General features: G+C 39.7%; 16 protein-coding genes. 7 read left to right on the top strand and 9 right to left on the bottom strand.

Annotation, left to right across the window (positions count from 1 at the left end):
* The 3 genes from ACMX3D_RS20830 (at nucleotide 1) to rimJ (ending at nucleotide 3,277) form a co-directional block, all read left to right on the top strand.
* On the top strand, nucleotides 1-1,503 hold the full coding sequence (locus tag ACMX3D_RS20830) for a peroxidase family protein (RefSeq protein WP_482747743.1): 1,503 nt from the start codon (nucleotides 1-3) through the stop codon (nucleotides 1,501-1,503).
* 221 nt (nucleotides 1,504-1,724) lie between these two features.
* The gene (locus tag ACMX3D_RS20825; protein ID WP_482747742.1) at nucleotides 1,725-2,429 is read left to right on the top strand and encodes a hypothetical protein; all 705 of its coding nucleotides are present in this window, start codon (nucleotides 1,725-1,727) and stop codon (nucleotides 2,427-2,429) included.
* Between the two features lie 272 nt (nucleotides 2,430-2,701).
* Nucleotides 2,702-3,277 (top strand): ribosomal protein S5-alanine N-acetyltransferase, encoded by a 576-nt coding sequence (gene rimJ / locus ACMX3D_RS20820; RefSeq protein WP_482747741.1) that lies wholly within the window; start codon nucleotides 2,702-2,704, stop codon nucleotides 3,275-3,277.
* Between the two features lie 195 nt (nucleotides 3,278-3,472).
* Here the strand turns inward: rimJ and ACMX3D_RS20815 are convergent, their stop codons facing one another.
* From ACMX3D_RS20815 to ACMX3D_RS20805, 3 genes are all read right to left on the bottom strand, one after another.
* Nucleotides 3,473-3,814, bottom strand: a complete 342-nt coding sequence (locus ACMX3D_RS20815; RefSeq protein WP_482747740.1) for a cupin domain-containing protein — start codon at nucleotides 3,812-3,814, stop codon at nucleotides 3,473-3,475.
* Nucleotides 3,811-6,705, bottom strand: a complete 2,895-nt coding sequence (locus tag ACMX3D_RS20810) for a glycerol-3-phosphate acyltransferase (protein ID WP_482747739.1) — start codon at nucleotides 6,703-6,705, stop codon at nucleotides 3,811-3,813. The genes ACMX3D_RS20815 and ACMX3D_RS20810 overlap by 4 nt, the downstream gene beginning before the upstream one ends.
* 182 nt (nucleotides 6,706-6,887) lie before the next feature.
* Nucleotides 6,888-7,028 carry a hypothetical protein gene (locus ACMX3D_RS20805; RefSeq protein ID WP_482747738.1) on the bottom strand — a complete coding sequence of 47 codons (141 nt, stop codon included), beginning with the start codon at nucleotides 7,026-7,028 and terminating at the stop codon, nucleotides 6,888-6,890.
* Nucleotides 7,029-7,377: 349 nt separating this feature from the next.
* On the opposite strand from ACMX3D_RS20805, the gene ACMX3D_RS20800 reads away from it, so the two are divergent.
* The 4 genes from ACMX3D_RS20800 to ACMX3D_RS20785 all read left to right on the top strand — a co-directional run bounded on the left by ACMX3D_RS20800 (nucleotide 7,378) and on the right by ACMX3D_RS20785 (nucleotide 12,750).
* A complete protein-coding gene (locus tag ACMX3D_RS20800; protein WP_482747737.1) occupies nucleotides 7,378-8,346 on the top strand; it encodes an SGNH/GDSL hydrolase family protein in 969 nt (322 codons plus the stop codon).
* A gap of 1,381 nt (nucleotides 8,347-9,727) precedes the next feature.
* Nucleotides 9,728-10,438, top strand: a complete 711-nt coding sequence (locus tag ACMX3D_RS20795; protein ID WP_482747736.1) for a LabA-like NYN domain-containing protein — start codon at nucleotides 9,728-9,730, stop codon at nucleotides 10,436-10,438.
* Nucleotides 10,439-10,527: 89 nt separating this feature from the next.
* Nucleotides 10,528-11,238 (top strand): response regulator transcription factor, encoded by a 711-nt coding sequence (locus ACMX3D_RS20790; protein WP_482747735.1) that lies wholly within the window; start codon nucleotides 10,528-10,530, stop codon nucleotides 11,236-11,238.
* 405 nt (nucleotides 11,239-11,643) lie between these two features.
* Complete coding sequence (locus ACMX3D_RS20785) at nucleotides 11,644-12,750, top strand: sensor histidine kinase (RefSeq protein ID WP_482747734.1); 1,107 nt, start codon at nucleotides 11,644-11,646, stop codon at nucleotides 12,748-12,750.
* Nucleotides 12,751-13,111: 361 nt separating this feature from the next.
* Here ACMX3D_RS20785 and ACMX3D_RS20780 read toward each other — a convergent pair whose 3' ends face one another.
* From ACMX3D_RS20780 to ACMX3D_RS20755, 6 genes are all read right to left on the bottom strand, one after another.
* Complete coding sequence (locus tag ACMX3D_RS20780; protein WP_482747733.1) at nucleotides 13,112-13,339, bottom strand: DUF4327 family protein; 228 nt, start codon at nucleotides 13,337-13,339, stop codon at nucleotides 13,112-13,114.
* A gap of 309 nt (nucleotides 13,340-13,648) precedes the next feature.
* Nucleotides 13,649-14,518: a polyphosphate kinase 2 family protein gene (locus ACMX3D_RS20775; RefSeq protein WP_482747732.1), complete on the bottom strand. Its 870-nt coding sequence runs from the start codon at nucleotides 14,516-14,518 to the stop codon at nucleotides 13,649-13,651.
* Between the two features lie 44 nt (nucleotides 14,519-14,562).
* Nucleotides 14,563-15,060, bottom strand: a complete 498-nt coding sequence (locus ACMX3D_RS20770; RefSeq protein WP_482747731.1) for a hypothetical protein — start codon at nucleotides 15,058-15,060, stop codon at nucleotides 14,563-14,565.
* A gap of 122 nt (nucleotides 15,061-15,182) precedes the next feature.
* Nucleotides 15,183-15,740: a peroxiredoxin gene (locus ACMX3D_RS20765; protein ID WP_482747730.1), complete on the bottom strand. Its 558-nt coding sequence runs from the start codon at nucleotides 15,738-15,740 to the stop codon at nucleotides 15,183-15,185.
* A gap of 32 nt (nucleotides 15,741-15,772) precedes the next feature.
* Nucleotides 15,773-16,039, bottom strand: a complete 267-nt coding sequence (sipA, locus tag ACMX3D_RS20760) for a regulatory protein SipA (protein WP_482747729.1) — start codon at nucleotides 16,037-16,039, stop codon at nucleotides 15,773-15,775.
* 190 nt (nucleotides 16,040-16,229) lie between these two features.
* Nucleotides 16,230-16,796, bottom strand: coding sequence for a Coq4 family protein (locus tag ACMX3D_RS20755; protein ID WP_482747728.1), 567 nt, complete (start codon nucleotides 16,794-16,796; stop codon nucleotides 16,230-16,232).
* Nucleotides 16,797-16,801 lie beyond the last annotated feature (5 nt).

The raw sequence follows: 16,801 nt of genomic DNA, 5'->3' as shown, positions 1-16,801 counted from the left end.
ATGCGTAGACGGCATGGATTTCCCCCTCGTAATGGTGAAAAACAACCCTTGAGTGAATTTGCACCTACTGGGAAGTTCGGTAGGTTATTTCCTAAACTTCGTCCCTTCACTCCATCTGTAGAAAGTTTGACCGAGTTAGGCAACGCGATGAGCGATCCTAGCCCTGAGAAAACAGAAGGAGACAATTTGAAGGTTCCCGCAGGGTTTACCTATTTGGGTCAATTTATTGATCATGACATTACTTTAGATACTACTGCTTTGCAGGAGATTATTGTAGACCCATTGGCAGTAGTTAATTTCCGCACTCCAATGCTGGATCTTGATAGTATCTATGGTTCTGGGCCAGAAGCGCAGCCATATCTATACCAACTAGATGACCCAGATCTATTTTTGATAGGTACCACAAATGAAGCTCCTGGTGCGGGAGATCCCAACGTTAAAACTAAACTGCCTCACGACCTCCCCCGACTTTCGAGTACGTTGGCTGTCTTAGGTGATTCACGTAACGATGAAAACCTAATTGTTGCCCAACTTCATCTAGTTTTCCTTAAGTTTCATAATAAAGTAGTCGCTGGTATCAGGGATGGCAGCATTAAGCCCACAAGTTCTATTGATAAGTCTGTTTTTGAACAAGCCAGAGAATTAGTAATTTGGCACTATCAATGGATTGTCATCCATGACTTTTTGACTCGCCTAATTGATAAAGAGCAGTTAGAAATCGTTCTCAAGAAAGGTAGAGACTTTTTCTTGTTTAAAGACCAGCCTTTTATTCCTGTAGAGTTTGCTGTAGCTGCCTACCGTCTAGGTCATAGTATGGTACGTGCAGTTTACGACTATAACCGAGTTTTTACGCCTCGTCCTGGTGGCGTTACACCTGCGACTCTAGAATTGCTGTTTGCTTTCACTGCAAAATCAGGTAAATTAGGTGATTTTGCTAATATTCCAATTCCCAGTGATTGGATTATTGACTGGAGAAGATTTTATGAGATTGATGCAGCTGTGCCAATTAATCATAGCCGTAAGCTAGATCCATTCTTGGTTGACCCGCTGAAGAATTTGCCCAACGTGCCACCACCAAATTCACTAGCTGTAAGAAACTTACTTCGTGGTCGCAGTGTCGGTTTACCATCTGGTCAAAGTGTTGCTCGATTCATGAAATTCAAGCGCTTGACCAAGGCTGAAATTGCTACTGGCCCTGATGGAGCAGTTGCTGTTAAACATGGATTTGATATTGAATCACCATTGTGGTACTACATCCTCAAAGAAGCACAAATTCAAGGTCAAGGTGAGCGTTTGGGTCAAGTAGGAAGCCGTATCTTGGCTGAGGTGTTTGTTGGTTTACTAGAAGGAGACAGCAGTTCATATTTAGTACGTAATCCAGATTGGAAACCAACATTACCAGCCCAAATTCCAGGTACATTTACAATGGCGGATTTACTGAAGTTTGTTGGGGATCTTAGTCCCATCGATGATCCCAATAACCTGATTAAGGAATCAAATTGATTTTTATCCGTTCATTTAGCTGTTATTAAACTCACGTAACACTAAGCCAAGCTCCTCAAAAACCCTGTTGAGGAGCTTGGCTTGTTTTAGGTTTTTGTTTCCGGTTGTTAATTAATTTGTTGAATAGGGAATTATATATGTAAATACACTAGTTGCTTGTTGGTACAATTTGTAATTATTGTTGCTACGGTAATTTATTTACATAGATATTCTTAGACAATATGGGTGTTAAATTAGGGTTCGGATCTATCCCAAAACCACAGTATATCTTTGTTAGTAAAGAAAGTGACCACTGTTGGTATATGCTCTCAGATGATGCAAGACAAATCCCTATTTATGACAGAGCATTAACTGGAATTATTACAGAAATTGAAGTTAAGAAAGAAGTAGAAACTTCTCAGGGAAAAAGTGAAAAAACAGATTTACATATTTTGGCAGATAAGCCATATATTATTCGCTCAGGAAGTGAATCTTATTTTTCAAAGGGTTTATTGCTTTCACTTAATGCCCTAAGTTACGAACAATTGCTGCAACCACTAACTATTGCTGTGAGTCCGGGAGACAAAGCTATTGTATTTTGTACAATCTATCATCCAGTAACTTATCGTTCTGTTGGGGTTAGCTGGGATGGGCATAAGGAAATAGACTGGCAGGCATTAGGACAAAAAGTCAGTTTAAAAATCAACGGTAATAAAACTGTAAATCCAGAATCCGCAGAAATTTCGGCTAACACAATTACATCAGAAATTCGGGCAGATTTTATCGCTAAAACAGATACATATTTATCACAGTTAAACTGGACTTCCAAGCAGGGTAGAGAGTATTTACAGCAAAAATATGGCAAGAAATCACGTCACCATCTTTCAGAGACAGAACTGCTAGATTTTATTGATTATCTCAAACTACAACTTAGTTACAGCTATTAAAGTATTGGATGTACTCAAAAAGCGATCGCCTAATTTCCAGAATTTTTTTCACTGGCAAAGGGCGATCATTTTTTTATAGTATATGTGTATTGTGAAAAACTTAGCTTAAGTAGATCCATACCGTACAAATCTAGAAAATGCTAATTTTCATAAATCTTGTTATAACAGTTTTACTGTTTTCAATCAGCAGTTGCAGCCGCATACATCCAGAGCAATAAAAGTCAATAAGTGTAAATACTCTCGCCATAAGTTATTAAGTTAGTCAAGTTTGTATGAACTCGGAATTGCCAATCATTACTAGCGATCGCCTATTATTAAGAATTGCCATCAAAGAAGATATTCCACAAATCTTAAAATATTTTATTGAAAATAAATCTTATCTAACTCCATTTTATCCTCAATGGGCAGATGATTTTTTTACAGAACAATATTGGCAATATCAACTAGAAAATACTTTTTTAGAATTTATTCATGACCAATCGTTAAAGCTATTTATTTTTCCTAAAAAAAATCCTAACGTAGTCATTGGAACAGTTAATTTTAGTAATTTTATTCGCGGAGCCGCTCATTTTTGTTATGTAGGTTATAGCCTAGCAGAAACTGAACAAGGTAAAGGATACATGACAGAAGGACTAAAAGCGGCAATTCAATATGTATTTGATGATTTAAATTTTCATCGTGTTATGGCAAATTATATGCCACACAACCAACGCAGTGGTAATGTCCTAAAACGGTTAGGATTTGTTGTCGAAGGATATGCTAGAGACTATTTATTAATTAATGGCAAATGGCAAGATCATATTCTAACAAGTCTTACTAATCCTAATTGGCAAGCAGAGGAATATTAAAGTGAGAATTCAGAACTCAGAATTCAGGAGTCAGAAGTTAGGAGTTAGATATAGCAATAGCCAAAGTAGTTCAGATATGAGTAAATAATCAAACTTAGACATCAAAATACAGCTTTTAACTCTGTCACCCTTCGGATTCGCCACTTGCTTTATGCCGGGAAACCCGTCCACCGCAGTGGTCTCACCTGTCACTTGCTATACTTCTACTCGTAACCCAAAGTAAGTAAGAACTAGTTCAGTTGAACCATTGTTGATAACTTCGTGAAGTTCTCCTGGTTCTATTGCGATACAGTTTCCTGGTAACAGCGGATATTCTTTGTCATCAACACGAATTACCCCTGAACCAGCTTCGACAAAAAATACTTCACACATATCTTGATGAGCATGTGCTGGTGCTGTATGTCCAGGGGCAAAACGAGCTTGAGAAAAGTTGGTGAGGTGAGGTAAATCACCAAAGCGTAACATCACCTTTTTTTTGATTTCGGGGTTGTGAGAAACTGATTCTTCTGGCAAGTTGTTGAGGGAAGTAGTAATCATTGTGGCCTTAAGTCGTTAGATAGTTCTACGATACCTCTAGACCCATCAATTCTGACTCGTTGACCATCTTGCAATAACCAAGTTGCACCGCGAACATCCATAACGGCGGGAATACCGTACTCACGGGCGACAATTGCGCCATGAGATAATCTACCTCCAGCTTCAGCAATGAGTCCACCAGCCCTAACTAACAAAGGGGCCCAGCCAGAATCAGTATAAGGTACAACTAAAATTGTTTCACGGTCGATTTGCGGCAAATCTTGTAAGTTCCGCACTACTTTTACTCGCCCGACCGCTTGTCCGTGACTGGCGGGAATACCTTGTAATACTTGGTCAGAGTATAAAGGCGAGGGTGCCAACGGGTGCGGGGGTGTGTTGCCGTAAATTAAGATGGGTACTTGCGGAATTTTACTATCTTCGAGAAATTGCGATCGCCTATATTCGATAATTTCTGGCAAGCGTTCTCTCAAAGGAGTATCTGCTGCGGCAATTATTTGTCTGATTTCCTCGATTTCTAAGAAAAAGATATCTCCAGCTTCTTGAAGCAAACCAGCTTTTAACCAATTTTTTGCAATCGCCACAAATCGCCATCTTAATTCGGCTAACAGCCGCGAATAAACTTCGGTAACGCGTCCTTTAATATCCACACGTTCTTGGACAAAGCCGCGCTTACGTTTACCTGATAAGGCGCGATTAATGGGGTCTACATCGCCTGTTTCTGGTTGATTACCTTGAATCAATTGCACAAACAACTGCTGAATTGGTCGGGGGTCTTCTTTCCAGGTAGGAACGGCAATGTTAGTCCCCACATCACTTAAATAACCGTAATCCTCCAGCAGTTCGTTAAAGTCGTAAAGAATTTTTTGCCCTTCGGGAGTTTGTTCTAACTGTTCAAATACTGTATCTGGCTCAAACTCAGGTAATACTTGCCTTGCATCGGCGGCTAAGGCACTGAGCGATCGCAATGCGGCGACTTCTGGTGTCACACTGTTATCAATCTGCCCATCTTTAACCCGAAAGATAGCTTGTCTGATGGCTGCACTCAAGGGCGCGAAGATGCTGTAATATGTCCCACGACGCAGTAATTCTAAGTTAAAGTCAATTCTGGCTAAGAGTTCCGCTGGTTCCATCTCCTCAATTGATTCATGGGCTAGTTGCGACAACCCAGGAATAAATAACTCGCGGTAGTCTTGTTTAAAATCTTTGTCTAAATTCAATTCCTGCTTCAGCAACTGCATCAGTCCTGGGAGATTCTGCATTGTTGACTGTAAGGGGGGTTTACTCATTTTTGCGCCTCTGGTCAGAAATTCTAAACTTTCGGGCGGTAAACCCATTCGTAGAAAAATATCTCCTAAGAGAGAGGCATTAAAATAAGCTCTGGAGTAATGCAGCGTGGCAGTTTCTGTAAAATCTAACCCAGAAGCGCGATCGCCTAAAACAATTGTGAAAATATCTCCCCAAACTCCACAAGTTAAAGGTCGATTAATTGACCAAGTTAAGGGGTGAATTACACCAGGAATCACTTCCGCTGCAATCTTCCTTGTCCATATTGGCAATAAGGTAGTAATTGGTCTAGCTTGCAATACCCACAACGTTTGACCGTCATAACTCCATTCAATATCTTGGGGAATGCCGTGATAACGTTTTTCGATGCGGTGGGCGAGGTAAGCTACTTGTTTGAGGATGGCTTGAGGGACTTGTCCTGTACCTTCTATGTGAATCGAGGAAATATTGTCTGTTTCGACCACAAAGGCGCGATATTGTTCTGGGGTAACTTGTCCAGAAACAACTTGAATCGGACTACCAGGTAAGGCTTCAATGACGATCGCATCGCCTTGCTGAGTGATGGGATCGCGGGTAAACGCCACTCCCGAATACACGCTTTGCACTTGCTGCTGCACCAGTACCGTCATGGCTGTTTCTGGTAAACCGCGATCAATCCGATACTGCACAGCTGTTGGATGATTATACGAATCACGCACTTGGGCGATCGCAGTTTGCAATTGTTCTTTACTAGTGACACTTACTATTGTTTCATACTGTCCAGCGGCGGAAGCGTGTTCGGAATCTTCACCAATGGCAGACGAACGCACAATTAACGGCGATAAATCTGATGGTTGCAGGATAGCAATTAATTTTTCTGGATCAGCACCAGGAACAACTACCCAGCCTTTCGGTACAGGATAGCCCCAACGCTTTATTTGCGAGAGAGTAGCCGCTTTCTGCCCAACTACAGCTGCATCCAACTCATCATCTAAAGTCAAAATCGGGGGATCGCTTTGCAAAGTTTCTAAAGTCGCCTGTGTATCTGTCTCTGCTTCTTCTACAGGTAAATCTAGATCGTCAGGCATTTGACGATAAATCCACCCCAGTAAAACAGCTAAAGCGATCGCTGCAATGATTCTAAAGAAATCATCAGAATGTAAGACGGCCACAAATAAGGGAAACAAAACTAACACTCCGTACTTCACCAGTTGTTTGGTACGAAATACTAAGAATGTGGTGAGTGCCAAAAAAGTTACAAAGACGGCCACGAGTGGATCGTGTATGAGAAATCCCCATGCAGCATTAGTTGTCCCCGCCCCTTTGCCTAACCAAAATCTACCTAAGACTAAAGCAATCAAGGCGACTATTTCCCAAGGCGATCCATCTGGGAAAAAAATCCTAGTCAGAAAAACTGCGGCGATTCCTTTCAAAGCTTCTGACACCACTGCCAAAAGCCCTACCCATGTGCCGCCATGATAAAAAGCGGCTGATACACTGATGTTTTTTGTGCCTATCTGTGACAATTGCCTACCTGTCAACCCGTTGGTAATCCAGGCTATCAGCGGTAAGCCTCCTAATAAGGGGCAGGCAATTAAAATAACTAAGGCACCCCAAAGTTCAAGCATTGTTGATGTTGGATTTTAGATTTATATTGCATCTAAAATCTCAAATCGCAAAATCTAAAATTATTTTGAAGTTTTTCAACGATTGTGCAGGCATTTTTCTTATGTGCTTTATGGACACTGGGCAATGGCGGAAACCGTTTTTTCCCAGTGTCCACCTCAACAAATTTTCTGCACCTTGTGACTTAATCTAAGGCATAGGCAGCTTGCAGCGCCCAAATAATCAGGCCAGCAATCGAACCTAAGAGCAACACAGTAGAAATAGTAACTACTCTTGGGGAGTCGGCTCCCTCAAATTTCATAATTCCTCTATTTAAGTCGGACATCCTGTTTAATCCTCCTTCGTTAGAGTCCTAATTTGTCCGTTTTGATTGTAGTCCTTCTGTTAGCAAAACAAGTTAAGTTTCTACTTTTATTTTGTTTAAGCTTTGCAACAAATACATCAATAAATTTACTTACGCCGCTAGAGGTAATATCTCACTTTATACAAACAAATAGTATATCTTTGGTTTGACTTACTACCAAGTAGTAATATTTATGGTTAATTATTGGCAGTTTTAAGTAAACATACGGTTTAAGAGATTAATACTTTCTAACTAATACACTGAAAAAATCGAGTATAGTTGATTACTTTATAAGTGTGAATTTGAATAATTTATAGGTGAGGCTGAACAAGTGAAAGTAGTAACATTAGTGATTTTGCTAGTAATTGTGCTACTCATTCTCATTGAGATGGGGTTGCGATCGCTCTTTGGTTTCGGTAATCCCCTAATTTACATTAGCGACTCGCAAATAGGTTATTTATTAGCGCCAAATCAAAGCACTCGTCGCTTTGGTAATCACATTGAAATTAACGAATTTTCGATGCGTAGCAGTCAGCTCGCTAAAATCCCTGCGCCTTCAACGTTGCGAGTGCTGCTGTTAGGAGACTCAATTGCTAATGGTGGCTGGTGGACTGATCAAAAAAATACCATCTCCAGTTTAATCATGAATTCGCTAAAATCAGCGATCGCTGACAAATATCAGCAAGTCGAAGTTTTGAATGCTTCAGCTAATTCTTGGGGGCCAAGAAACGAATTAGCTTATTTGCAGCGGTTTGGAGATTTTGAGGCGCAGGTAGTAGTTTTATTAATTAACACTGATGATTTGTTTGCTTATACTCCCACAGCTTTACCTGTAGGACGCGATCGCAACTATCCAAATACTAAACCGCCTTTAGGATTAGTAGAAGTATGGCAGCGTTATGTCAGCAAACAACAGCCAATCCCTGAATTGAAAGCACTTCAAGAAGAACCAGGCGATCGCGTCGGTGCTAATTTAGAGGCAATCAGACAAATTCAAGTTATAACTCGTCAACGCCAACGTCAGTTTCTCTTAGCCATGACTCCCTTACGGCGAGAACTAGGCGAACCAGGCCCCCATGATTACGAAATTCAAGCACGTCAACGGTTGAATGAGTTTACCAAAATTCAGCAGATACCTTATATAGATTTTCTGCCGCTATTTAATGCAACTGCCAATGCTCAAGCTTTATATCATGACAGTATTCACATGAATTTGCAGGGTAATCAGTTCGTTAGTGCAGTTATCGAGCGATCGCTTCGAGAAATTTTGGAATTCAAAAGTTCAAATCAGCCTGTTTAAATGCTCTCAAAAATCTATAGGACTCATATTTGATGAGTGAAAAAAATCAGTACACAACTAACTTTCCTGTTATCTGTTCCCCATTCCCTGTTCCCTGTTCCCTTCCTACACAAGGATTTTCAGTAATCAAATCGGATTCCTAGAGTATTTCTCAATTAGATGAGATACTCCCTAACTAGCCCCTAACTGATAAAAAGCGCCAGTTAAAGCGGAATAAAAACTGGCGCGATCGTGTTATCGGTTTGTTAGCGTGTTATAAACAAAGTGAATTCAACAGAAAACAAAAAGTTATTTCCTCAAACTGAGAAAATTCTTTGATTTCTGCGATGTTCTGCCGAAAGCAAATTAGTATAAAAAAACTGTGTCTTTTCTAACATTTTGCTCTCGGCACAAATTATTGCCAGGATAACATACCAATCAGTAAAAATTAGAAATGTCCTTATTATTTCTTAATTTTCTTTTTATAAAGTAATTTAATTTACAAAATAAATTGATTAATTGTTATAACTAATGAATGCTGCATATCAAAAAATAACCTCCGGGGTCGCATAACCACTGGAGGAGATGAGCAAAGACATTTTTGTGGACTAGTCTAGATATAAATTTAGCTCTATTATTCAATCAATGCCCTCCATCTTAAGAAGAATTAAAGGTTAAGTTGATAAGTTCTCTTGATTACAAATTAGCTAACTGCTTATTTGACTGATTTCGTCAGGAAATAAACTTTAAATAGCAAATTTACTCAAATATAACTGTCATTGAAATTACTATTAAGTTTAAAAGATAATAAACTCCATCTATCAAAATATATAATTTTGCATAGTAAGAGAATATTTTCCTGATAAATTCTGGGGTTGGAGTTTCTGCTATCTCTTGATTTCAAGATAGCAACCTTGCTGTGATTGAATGATTTTGCCATCCAGTTGTACAATAAAATATAGATGCGATCGCTCTTCGCTATTCACTTTACAGAAAGCTGCCTTTGCGCCAGTGTTAGCATCCTGTGGTAAGTTGAGATGCAGTAGGAATAGAAAAAGAGTCGTATATTTGTAGGCAAAGGGAATATCTCGTAAAGCTTGCCTTGTTCAGAGTTTTCAACTCTGGGTGGCACATATTTGGAATCTGCAAAATTAACACAATACCTGTGTATTAAGCTAATGTTTCTAAGTAGAAACTCATTAGTCATTTTTCCCATTTCTCTCATCAATACAGATGACTAATGACACAATACAACCCCTACAATTCCATGTGCAACTTAGACAGATAACAGCTTAGTCACCAATAGCTTCACATCATTTACTGCTAGGTAAATAAACTAGCACAGATGCATACTTGGTAATTACTCAACAACCTTCACAAATTTAAAATTTTCGAGGAGTCAATGACTTTCACTAATTATACCAAAGCTAGAAGTGCATATAAACACCTTGAACAAGAATCGCCTTCATCAGGAAAACTTGTGTTGAAAAATAGTTCCAAAAGTGAAAATTTTCACAATAGAGAACCTAGAACTCACAGTTCAACAATCAACGGATTAAACCGGGGACGAGTGGCAATTTTTATTGATGGTGTCAATCTTTTTCATGCAGCTTTACAACTAGGCATTGAAATCGACTATCTCAAATTGCTTTGTCGTTTAACTTCTGGTTCGCGGCTGTTGCGAGCGTTTTTTTACACAATCGTTGATGTTGCACGACCAACACCAACACGTCCACGAGCGAATGAAAAACAACAAGGCTTTCTGTTTTGGATGCGGCGAAATGGTTATCGTGTCGTCACCAAAGAAGCTCAGGTGACAGATAATTCTAAAAAGCCCAATTTAAATGTAGAAATTGCTGTTGATATGATCACTTTAGCGCCTTATTACGATACTGCTATCTTAGTTAGTGGCGATGGCGCTTTAGCTTATGCTGTTGAAGCTGTCACTAGCAAAGGTGGTCGAGTGGAAGTCGTGAGTTTGCGACCTATGACCAGTGATAGCTTGATTGATGTTGCTGATTACTTTCTTGACCTCGATAGCATTAAACAAGAAATTCAAAAAGATTCCCATGTGGGTTACAACTATCGGTCATTGTCTAATTCCCACCTGTAAAATTCACTCCTCCCAACCCATCGCAGGTTTTTAGAGTACAATTACAAGCCAGGAAATAACTCTGCGTATTCCGCTCAATCCTAATTGCGATGGATATTTTAATTGTTGAAGATGAACATGAAATTGCTCAGTTAATCCAATTTTCTCTAGAGAAAGAAGGATTCTCTTGTCGCAATAGCCGCGATGGTATCAACGCCTTGCGAATGTTTCAAGAGCAACCACCTGATTTAATTATCCTAGACTTAATGATTCCTGGGTTGGACGGGTTAGAAGTTTGTGCCAGAATTCGGCAAAAACCCGGTGCAAAAGACCCTTATATTTTGATGTTGACAGCCAAGGGTGAAGAAATCGATCGCGTCATTGGTCTATCTACTGGTGCTGATGACTACATGGTTAAACCATTCAGCCCCAGAGAATTAGTTGCCAGAGTAAGAGCTTTATTACGGCGTAGTCTCCGCCAAGGAGGTCAACATCAGGTCACTCGTACACAAAACTTTATCGTAGATATTGAACAACGCACCGCTTCTCGCCAGTTAAATTCCCAAGAAGCAGAAATTTTAGACTTAACAAACCTCGAATTTAACCTCTTAAGCACCTTTGTTAGTAATCCTGGGCGAGTTTGGAACCGCACTCAGTTAATCGATAAACTTTGGGGAGATGATTTTTTTGGTGACGAGCGAGTTGTTGACACTCACGTAGCAAGGTTGCGGAAAAAAATTGAGCCTGACCCAGCTAACCCTTCCTTTATTAAAACTGTTGTTGGGGTCGGCTATAAATTTGAAGACTCTCCTGTAACGTGAGTATGTTGAGTAAACAAGAAGGCAAAAGTAAAAAGTGAGCTACTGCGGTGGACGGGTTTCCCGGCATAAAGGAGGCAGTGCGTTGGGCGGCTTTGCCGACTCCCTCACTGTCGTCAAGTGGCGTTAGCGACGTAGGAGCGTCACCCGAAGGGGTAAAAGGCAAAAAAAGCAGTAACATTAATTAGGATGACGACCTCCGTAATTTCTTAATGATAGGACTTACGCAGACTCTACGATTTATTGGCATTCTACCCACCGGGAAGCCGCTACGCGTCTACGATAAATTAAGTTGTTTGGCGATTTTTGCGTAATTCCTAATGAAAAAAAGTGTTTGTTTCCAATTTCCTAATTCTAATTAGGGGAATTATCTTTTTACTTTTTACTTTTTATTTTTTACTTTTTAAAATGAGTTGGCGTTGGATGAAATCCTTGCCTTTGGCATCACGTTTATTTTTTTCCCACTTGGTAGTCATGATTGTGGGAGTAGTTAGTCTTGTCATCATCAGTAAAGTTTCTTCGCCGCGTTTTTTTGTACTGCACTTAGAGAGATTAGAAAGTAGAGGTTTGAAATTAATTCATATTCGGACGGAACTGGTTCAAGGCTTTGAAACAGCTTGGCGCAGCAGTACTATTTGGTCGGTGATTGTGGGTACAACTGCGGCGGGAGGATTAAGTTATTGGGTATCCAAACGGATTATGCTGCGGTTGACGGAGATGGAACAAATTACGCAAAAGTTTGCAGCTGGTGAGTTACAAGCACGACTACCCATGTCTGATATTCCCGAACTGAATCGTTTGGGTGCTAGTTTTAATCGCATGGCGGTCAGTTTAGAGGGTGTGGAAGCACGGCGACGAGAATTAATTGGCGACATGACTCATGAACTGCGGACACCGCTAACAGTTGTGCGCGGTTATTTAGAAGAATTAGCAGATGGTGAAATAGAACCGTCGCCTGAAGTTTATCGGCGCTTGGCCAAGGAAACAAGACGCTTAGAAAGATTAGTTAATGATTTGCAAGAACTTTCTAAAGCAGAGGCTGGTTATTTACCAATTAAAATACAGCCAGTAAATCTGCGTCCGTTATTAGAGTCTTTGGTAGAAAGATTTAGCGAGCAACTATTAGAAGATGGGCCAGTGCTACGCTTGGAATGTCCATCACAGCTACCTGTGGTATTGGCAGATATCGATCGCACCGAACAAATTTTAGTCAACTTAGTAGGGAATGCGATCCGCTACACTACCAAAGGTACAATTACTATGCAAGCTTGGACGGAAAGCTCTAAACTTTGGATTGCCGTGATTGATACTGGTATTGGGATTTCCTCTGAAGATTTACCCCACATATTTGAGCGCTTTTGGCGAGCCGATCAATCACGCGATCGCCATTCGGGAGGAACAGGTATTGGTTTAACAATTTCTCGGCATTTGGTTGAATTACAAGGTGGAAAAATTCAGGTAGAAAGCGAATTAGGAATTGGTAGTACATTTCGTTTTTGTCTACCTTTAGCTTAATAGCTACCGCAAAGCTTTGAAATAACTGGCTCCTCAGCACTCAGCACTTTACTTGTACAAGGAATTGTCACAAGCTAGTCGTATTACTGTCATACTCACTTGATAGCTTGAATATATTCAAAATAGTGTTTTAATTAATTTTTGAGATGACTAGTATTGTTCTGGCTTGTTTATTAGTGAGTTTACTGACTATCTCTGGCTGGACTGCGATCGCCTATCTATTTCCGCAAAATGACTCCCAAGACTAAGTATTAGTCTGTGTTTTGTGGTTAAAAATTCCCGAAAACGGACATACACAAAAATTTTTCCAGGCTTGCTATTGTTTTTCTAACACACTGTTAATCTGACTCAAGTGGGATAATTAATTTCCATCTTCTTCCCAGTTTTCGCTACCTAATAAGTCAATAATTCTATCTCTGAGCAAAAATTCGTTTTTTTCTAGCTCAAGTTCAAAAACAACCCAGTCACGTTCAGGAATATACTTACATAAAGCATAAATTGGTCGCTGACGACTAATAAGTCCCTTTTTAACCAGTTGACGTGCTTCTTCTTTGATCATTTCAATGTCGTATTTAACAGCAGTATCCATAGCTAGTTTCTTTGTTTATTATCTAAAGAATTCCAGGCTTCGCTTCTATTGTAGAATTATCAAAAAAATTTGAGGAAATTGTGAGTATCTACAGCATTAAAGCTGGCTGAAGCTATTTAATTTAATCAATTAGTTTATATTCATAAACATATCTAATTAATTTTAGTTTTAATGTAGCCACAAGTAGATAAATTCTGAATATCTACACTTTGCTCAGAATGACATATTTGTATATACTTGTGATCAGTCCTGAGGTAGAGCAGATTTAGAAAACTTTATGTAGATTGATTAAATTGATACAATTAGAAATTATTCTTCTTGCTCTAAGGCATACTTGGCTTGTAGAAGGTGCTGCTTATCTTCTTCGCTAACGGTAGGATATTTCAAATTCAATGACTCTAATTTAGAGCAGATAATATCAGCCACTACCATACGCATAAACCATTTGTGATCGGCGGGAATAATATACCAAGGAGCATGTATGGTGCTAGTGTGATGAAAAACTTCTCCGTAAGCAGCCATATAATCTGACCAAAATGCCCGTTCTCGAACATCATTAATTGAAAATTTCCAATTTTTTTCTGGAGCTTCAATTCTGGCTAAAAATCTTTTTTTCTGTTCAGATTTGGAGACGTTAAGAAAAAATTTTAAAACAATAATGCCATTATCTACTAAGTATTTTTCAAAATTATTAATTTCCTCAAAACGCTGTTGCCAGATTTTATTTCCTTTTGGTAAATGAGGGAGTTGTTGCTTTTGCAGTATTTCTGGATGCACACGCACTACTAACACTTCTTCATAATAAGAGCGATTAAATATACCTATTCTTCCTCTTTCTGGTAAAGCCTTCATTGAGCGCCATAGATAGTCATGGTCTAATTCTTCGTTACTTGGAGCTTTAAAACTAAATACTTGACAACCTTGGGGATTAATTCCAGACATCACATGTTTAATTGTGCTGTCTTTACCAGCAGCATCCATTGCTTGAAAGATAATTAGCAAGGCATAACTGTTTTGAGCATAAAGAACATCTTGATACTTTGCTAATCTTTCTATATCTGACTTTAATTTGAGTGTGGCATCATTTTTGTCATGATAATTAGCTGTATAAGCAGGGTCATAGTTTTTTTGCAGAGAAATCTTTGCACCTGGCGGCACAATAAAAGCATCATGATTCATATAAAGTATGAAGTGTGAAGTCTGAAATATGTAAGGTGCGATCGCTATCCTACAATTTTCTTTCTGATTTTCTTTGGTTTGACAGGAGGTCGCATTGTTTCTCGACCAAGGACAAACATCCCCGCTATCCCTAAGCAAACAAACCACACATATTGATACCAGTATTGGCGAATTTGCTCAACTGTACTTAGTTCTGGATGCAACGTATTCAAGTACAGCAGCAGCACCAGGATCATCAGTGCGCCAAAACCCACAAAGCTTAAACCAACACGTAAACGTGCAGGCTGCAATTCCCAGTCACTAATTTGCTCTAAGTCAATTTTTGCCAGTACTTGTAAAGATTCTTCCGCAACAGTTGAGACTTCTTGCATTCTGTTACTCAACTTTGGGGGCAAAATTGGCACTAATGTTGCTACAGCAGGACGACGTAGCAAAGCTTCTGTATCTCGTAACAATTCTAGTGGTTTACGTGCTGTTACTGATTGAGCAAATTCTGTATTTTTTGTAGCAGTTGTAGCGGTGGCTTTGCCTTCAAAATCCATAGCAGGCTATAGAAGTAAGAGGATACAAATAGCCTAGCGAATCAGTTGGAGCAGCGCAAACATCTTTAGTATCTATGTGTCTTGATAGCTGAAATTTCCCTACCAAGACACACAAATAACATCTACGAAGCTAAAGATTGTAATTGTTCTAATCTTGCCAGCACTTCTTGACTGTGAACAGATGGGTTGACTTTGACAAAAGTTTCGCGCAAGATACCTTCTGGGTCGATGATAAAGCTGTGGCGCATGGAGACGAAACCAATCCACGAACCATAAGCTTTGCTCACTGCGCCAGTTGTATCGGCTAAAAGTGGAAATTTTAATCCCTCAGAATCGCAAAATTCAGCATGGGAATCTACATCGTCAGCACTGACACCAATTATTTGCGCGTTTTTTTCTAAATATTTGGGTAGGTCTTGCTGAAAACGCCGTGCTTCGATGGTGCAACCAGCCGTAAAGTCTTTGGGATAAAAGTAAAGTACTACCCACTTACCGCGCAAGTCAGAAAGAGAAATTTTGCCATCGCCTGTGTTAGTGGGCAATGTAAACTCTGGTGCTGGTTGATTCACCGTTGGTAGTTTACCACCCAGCGCATAAGCCGCAGGTGAAAAATTTAACCAACTGATCAGGGTAAAGCAACTGGCAAATAAGATACTCAAAAAATTGCGACGAGAAATCATGGTGCAAACCAGAATCACAACTTTACATAAGTTTACAATTCTTGGTTACTGCTATTATCATCTTGCTCAGATTCACTGGGGGCATCTGTACTTTCAATGTATTGGCTATCGAGGAGAAAAGCGCCTCTTGTAAAGCGAATCCCCCAATAGCCGCCAGGACGACGGTCAAGTACTATACCTTCTTCACCAAGATGAATTACATCTGGGGGACGTAACATCGGCATAGGGTCGGCTGTTTTTACATAGGGTGGTAGCGCCACAACCCGGACTTTACTACCAATGGCAAATTCTTTGGACATAAAAAAAGCTAGAAGTTTTAATTAACTCCTAACTTTATCCTAAAGGGGTTGTCAACTTTGCTGATGTGAGAGTAAACCTAGTTGGGAAGAATCTTAAGGAATGCGAAAGGAGACGGAACTTATCCCCTCTCGCCATCTTCTGCAAGGAAGTCTGAGTAAGTTAAAAGTAAAAAGTTAAAATTTAAAATATTTATTGGTTTATAGAAAATATTGCTTGCACTTCAGTTAATGGTAGATGCCAAACTAACTCTGGTTGCCAAGTATCAGGGTCAAAGTTGGAGTGATGACCACGCTGATATGCTTGCCACAATCTTTTCCAAGTAAATTCTTGGCGAGAATTGAGATTTTTATGAATAACTCTTAATAGACCTAAGCCCAATAGAAGATTAAATAATCCAAACTTTGCGCCTAATAAAAATGCTTGTACTTCTGCTTCGCCAATGGGATCTGCACCATAACCAGTCAGGACATGAACGCCATCATGAAGTTGTTTGCGACGGATACCTTGAGTAAAAGGTTTGAGGTTGTGTGCATCGAGAAAATCAACCCAAGTTTTACCAAAAGTTCCAGCAGGTAAAGAACGCAATTTTTCTACATGAACAATTTGTGGCACATTCTGGCCGCGTGCTTCAGTAACGCGATCAAGTGTATCTAAAAATTGTTGGAGGTGAGGAGTTGAATTTGGGGAAGCAATATCGGGTTGCATAATCTTGATGTGGTTTTGTGTAGGGTGGAGTAACCCACCCTGATATTTCATGAGTT

The organism is Anabaena sp. TISTR 8404 (genome assembly GCF_056847745.1).
This window is presented reverse-complemented; position numbering and strand designations above follow the sequence as displayed.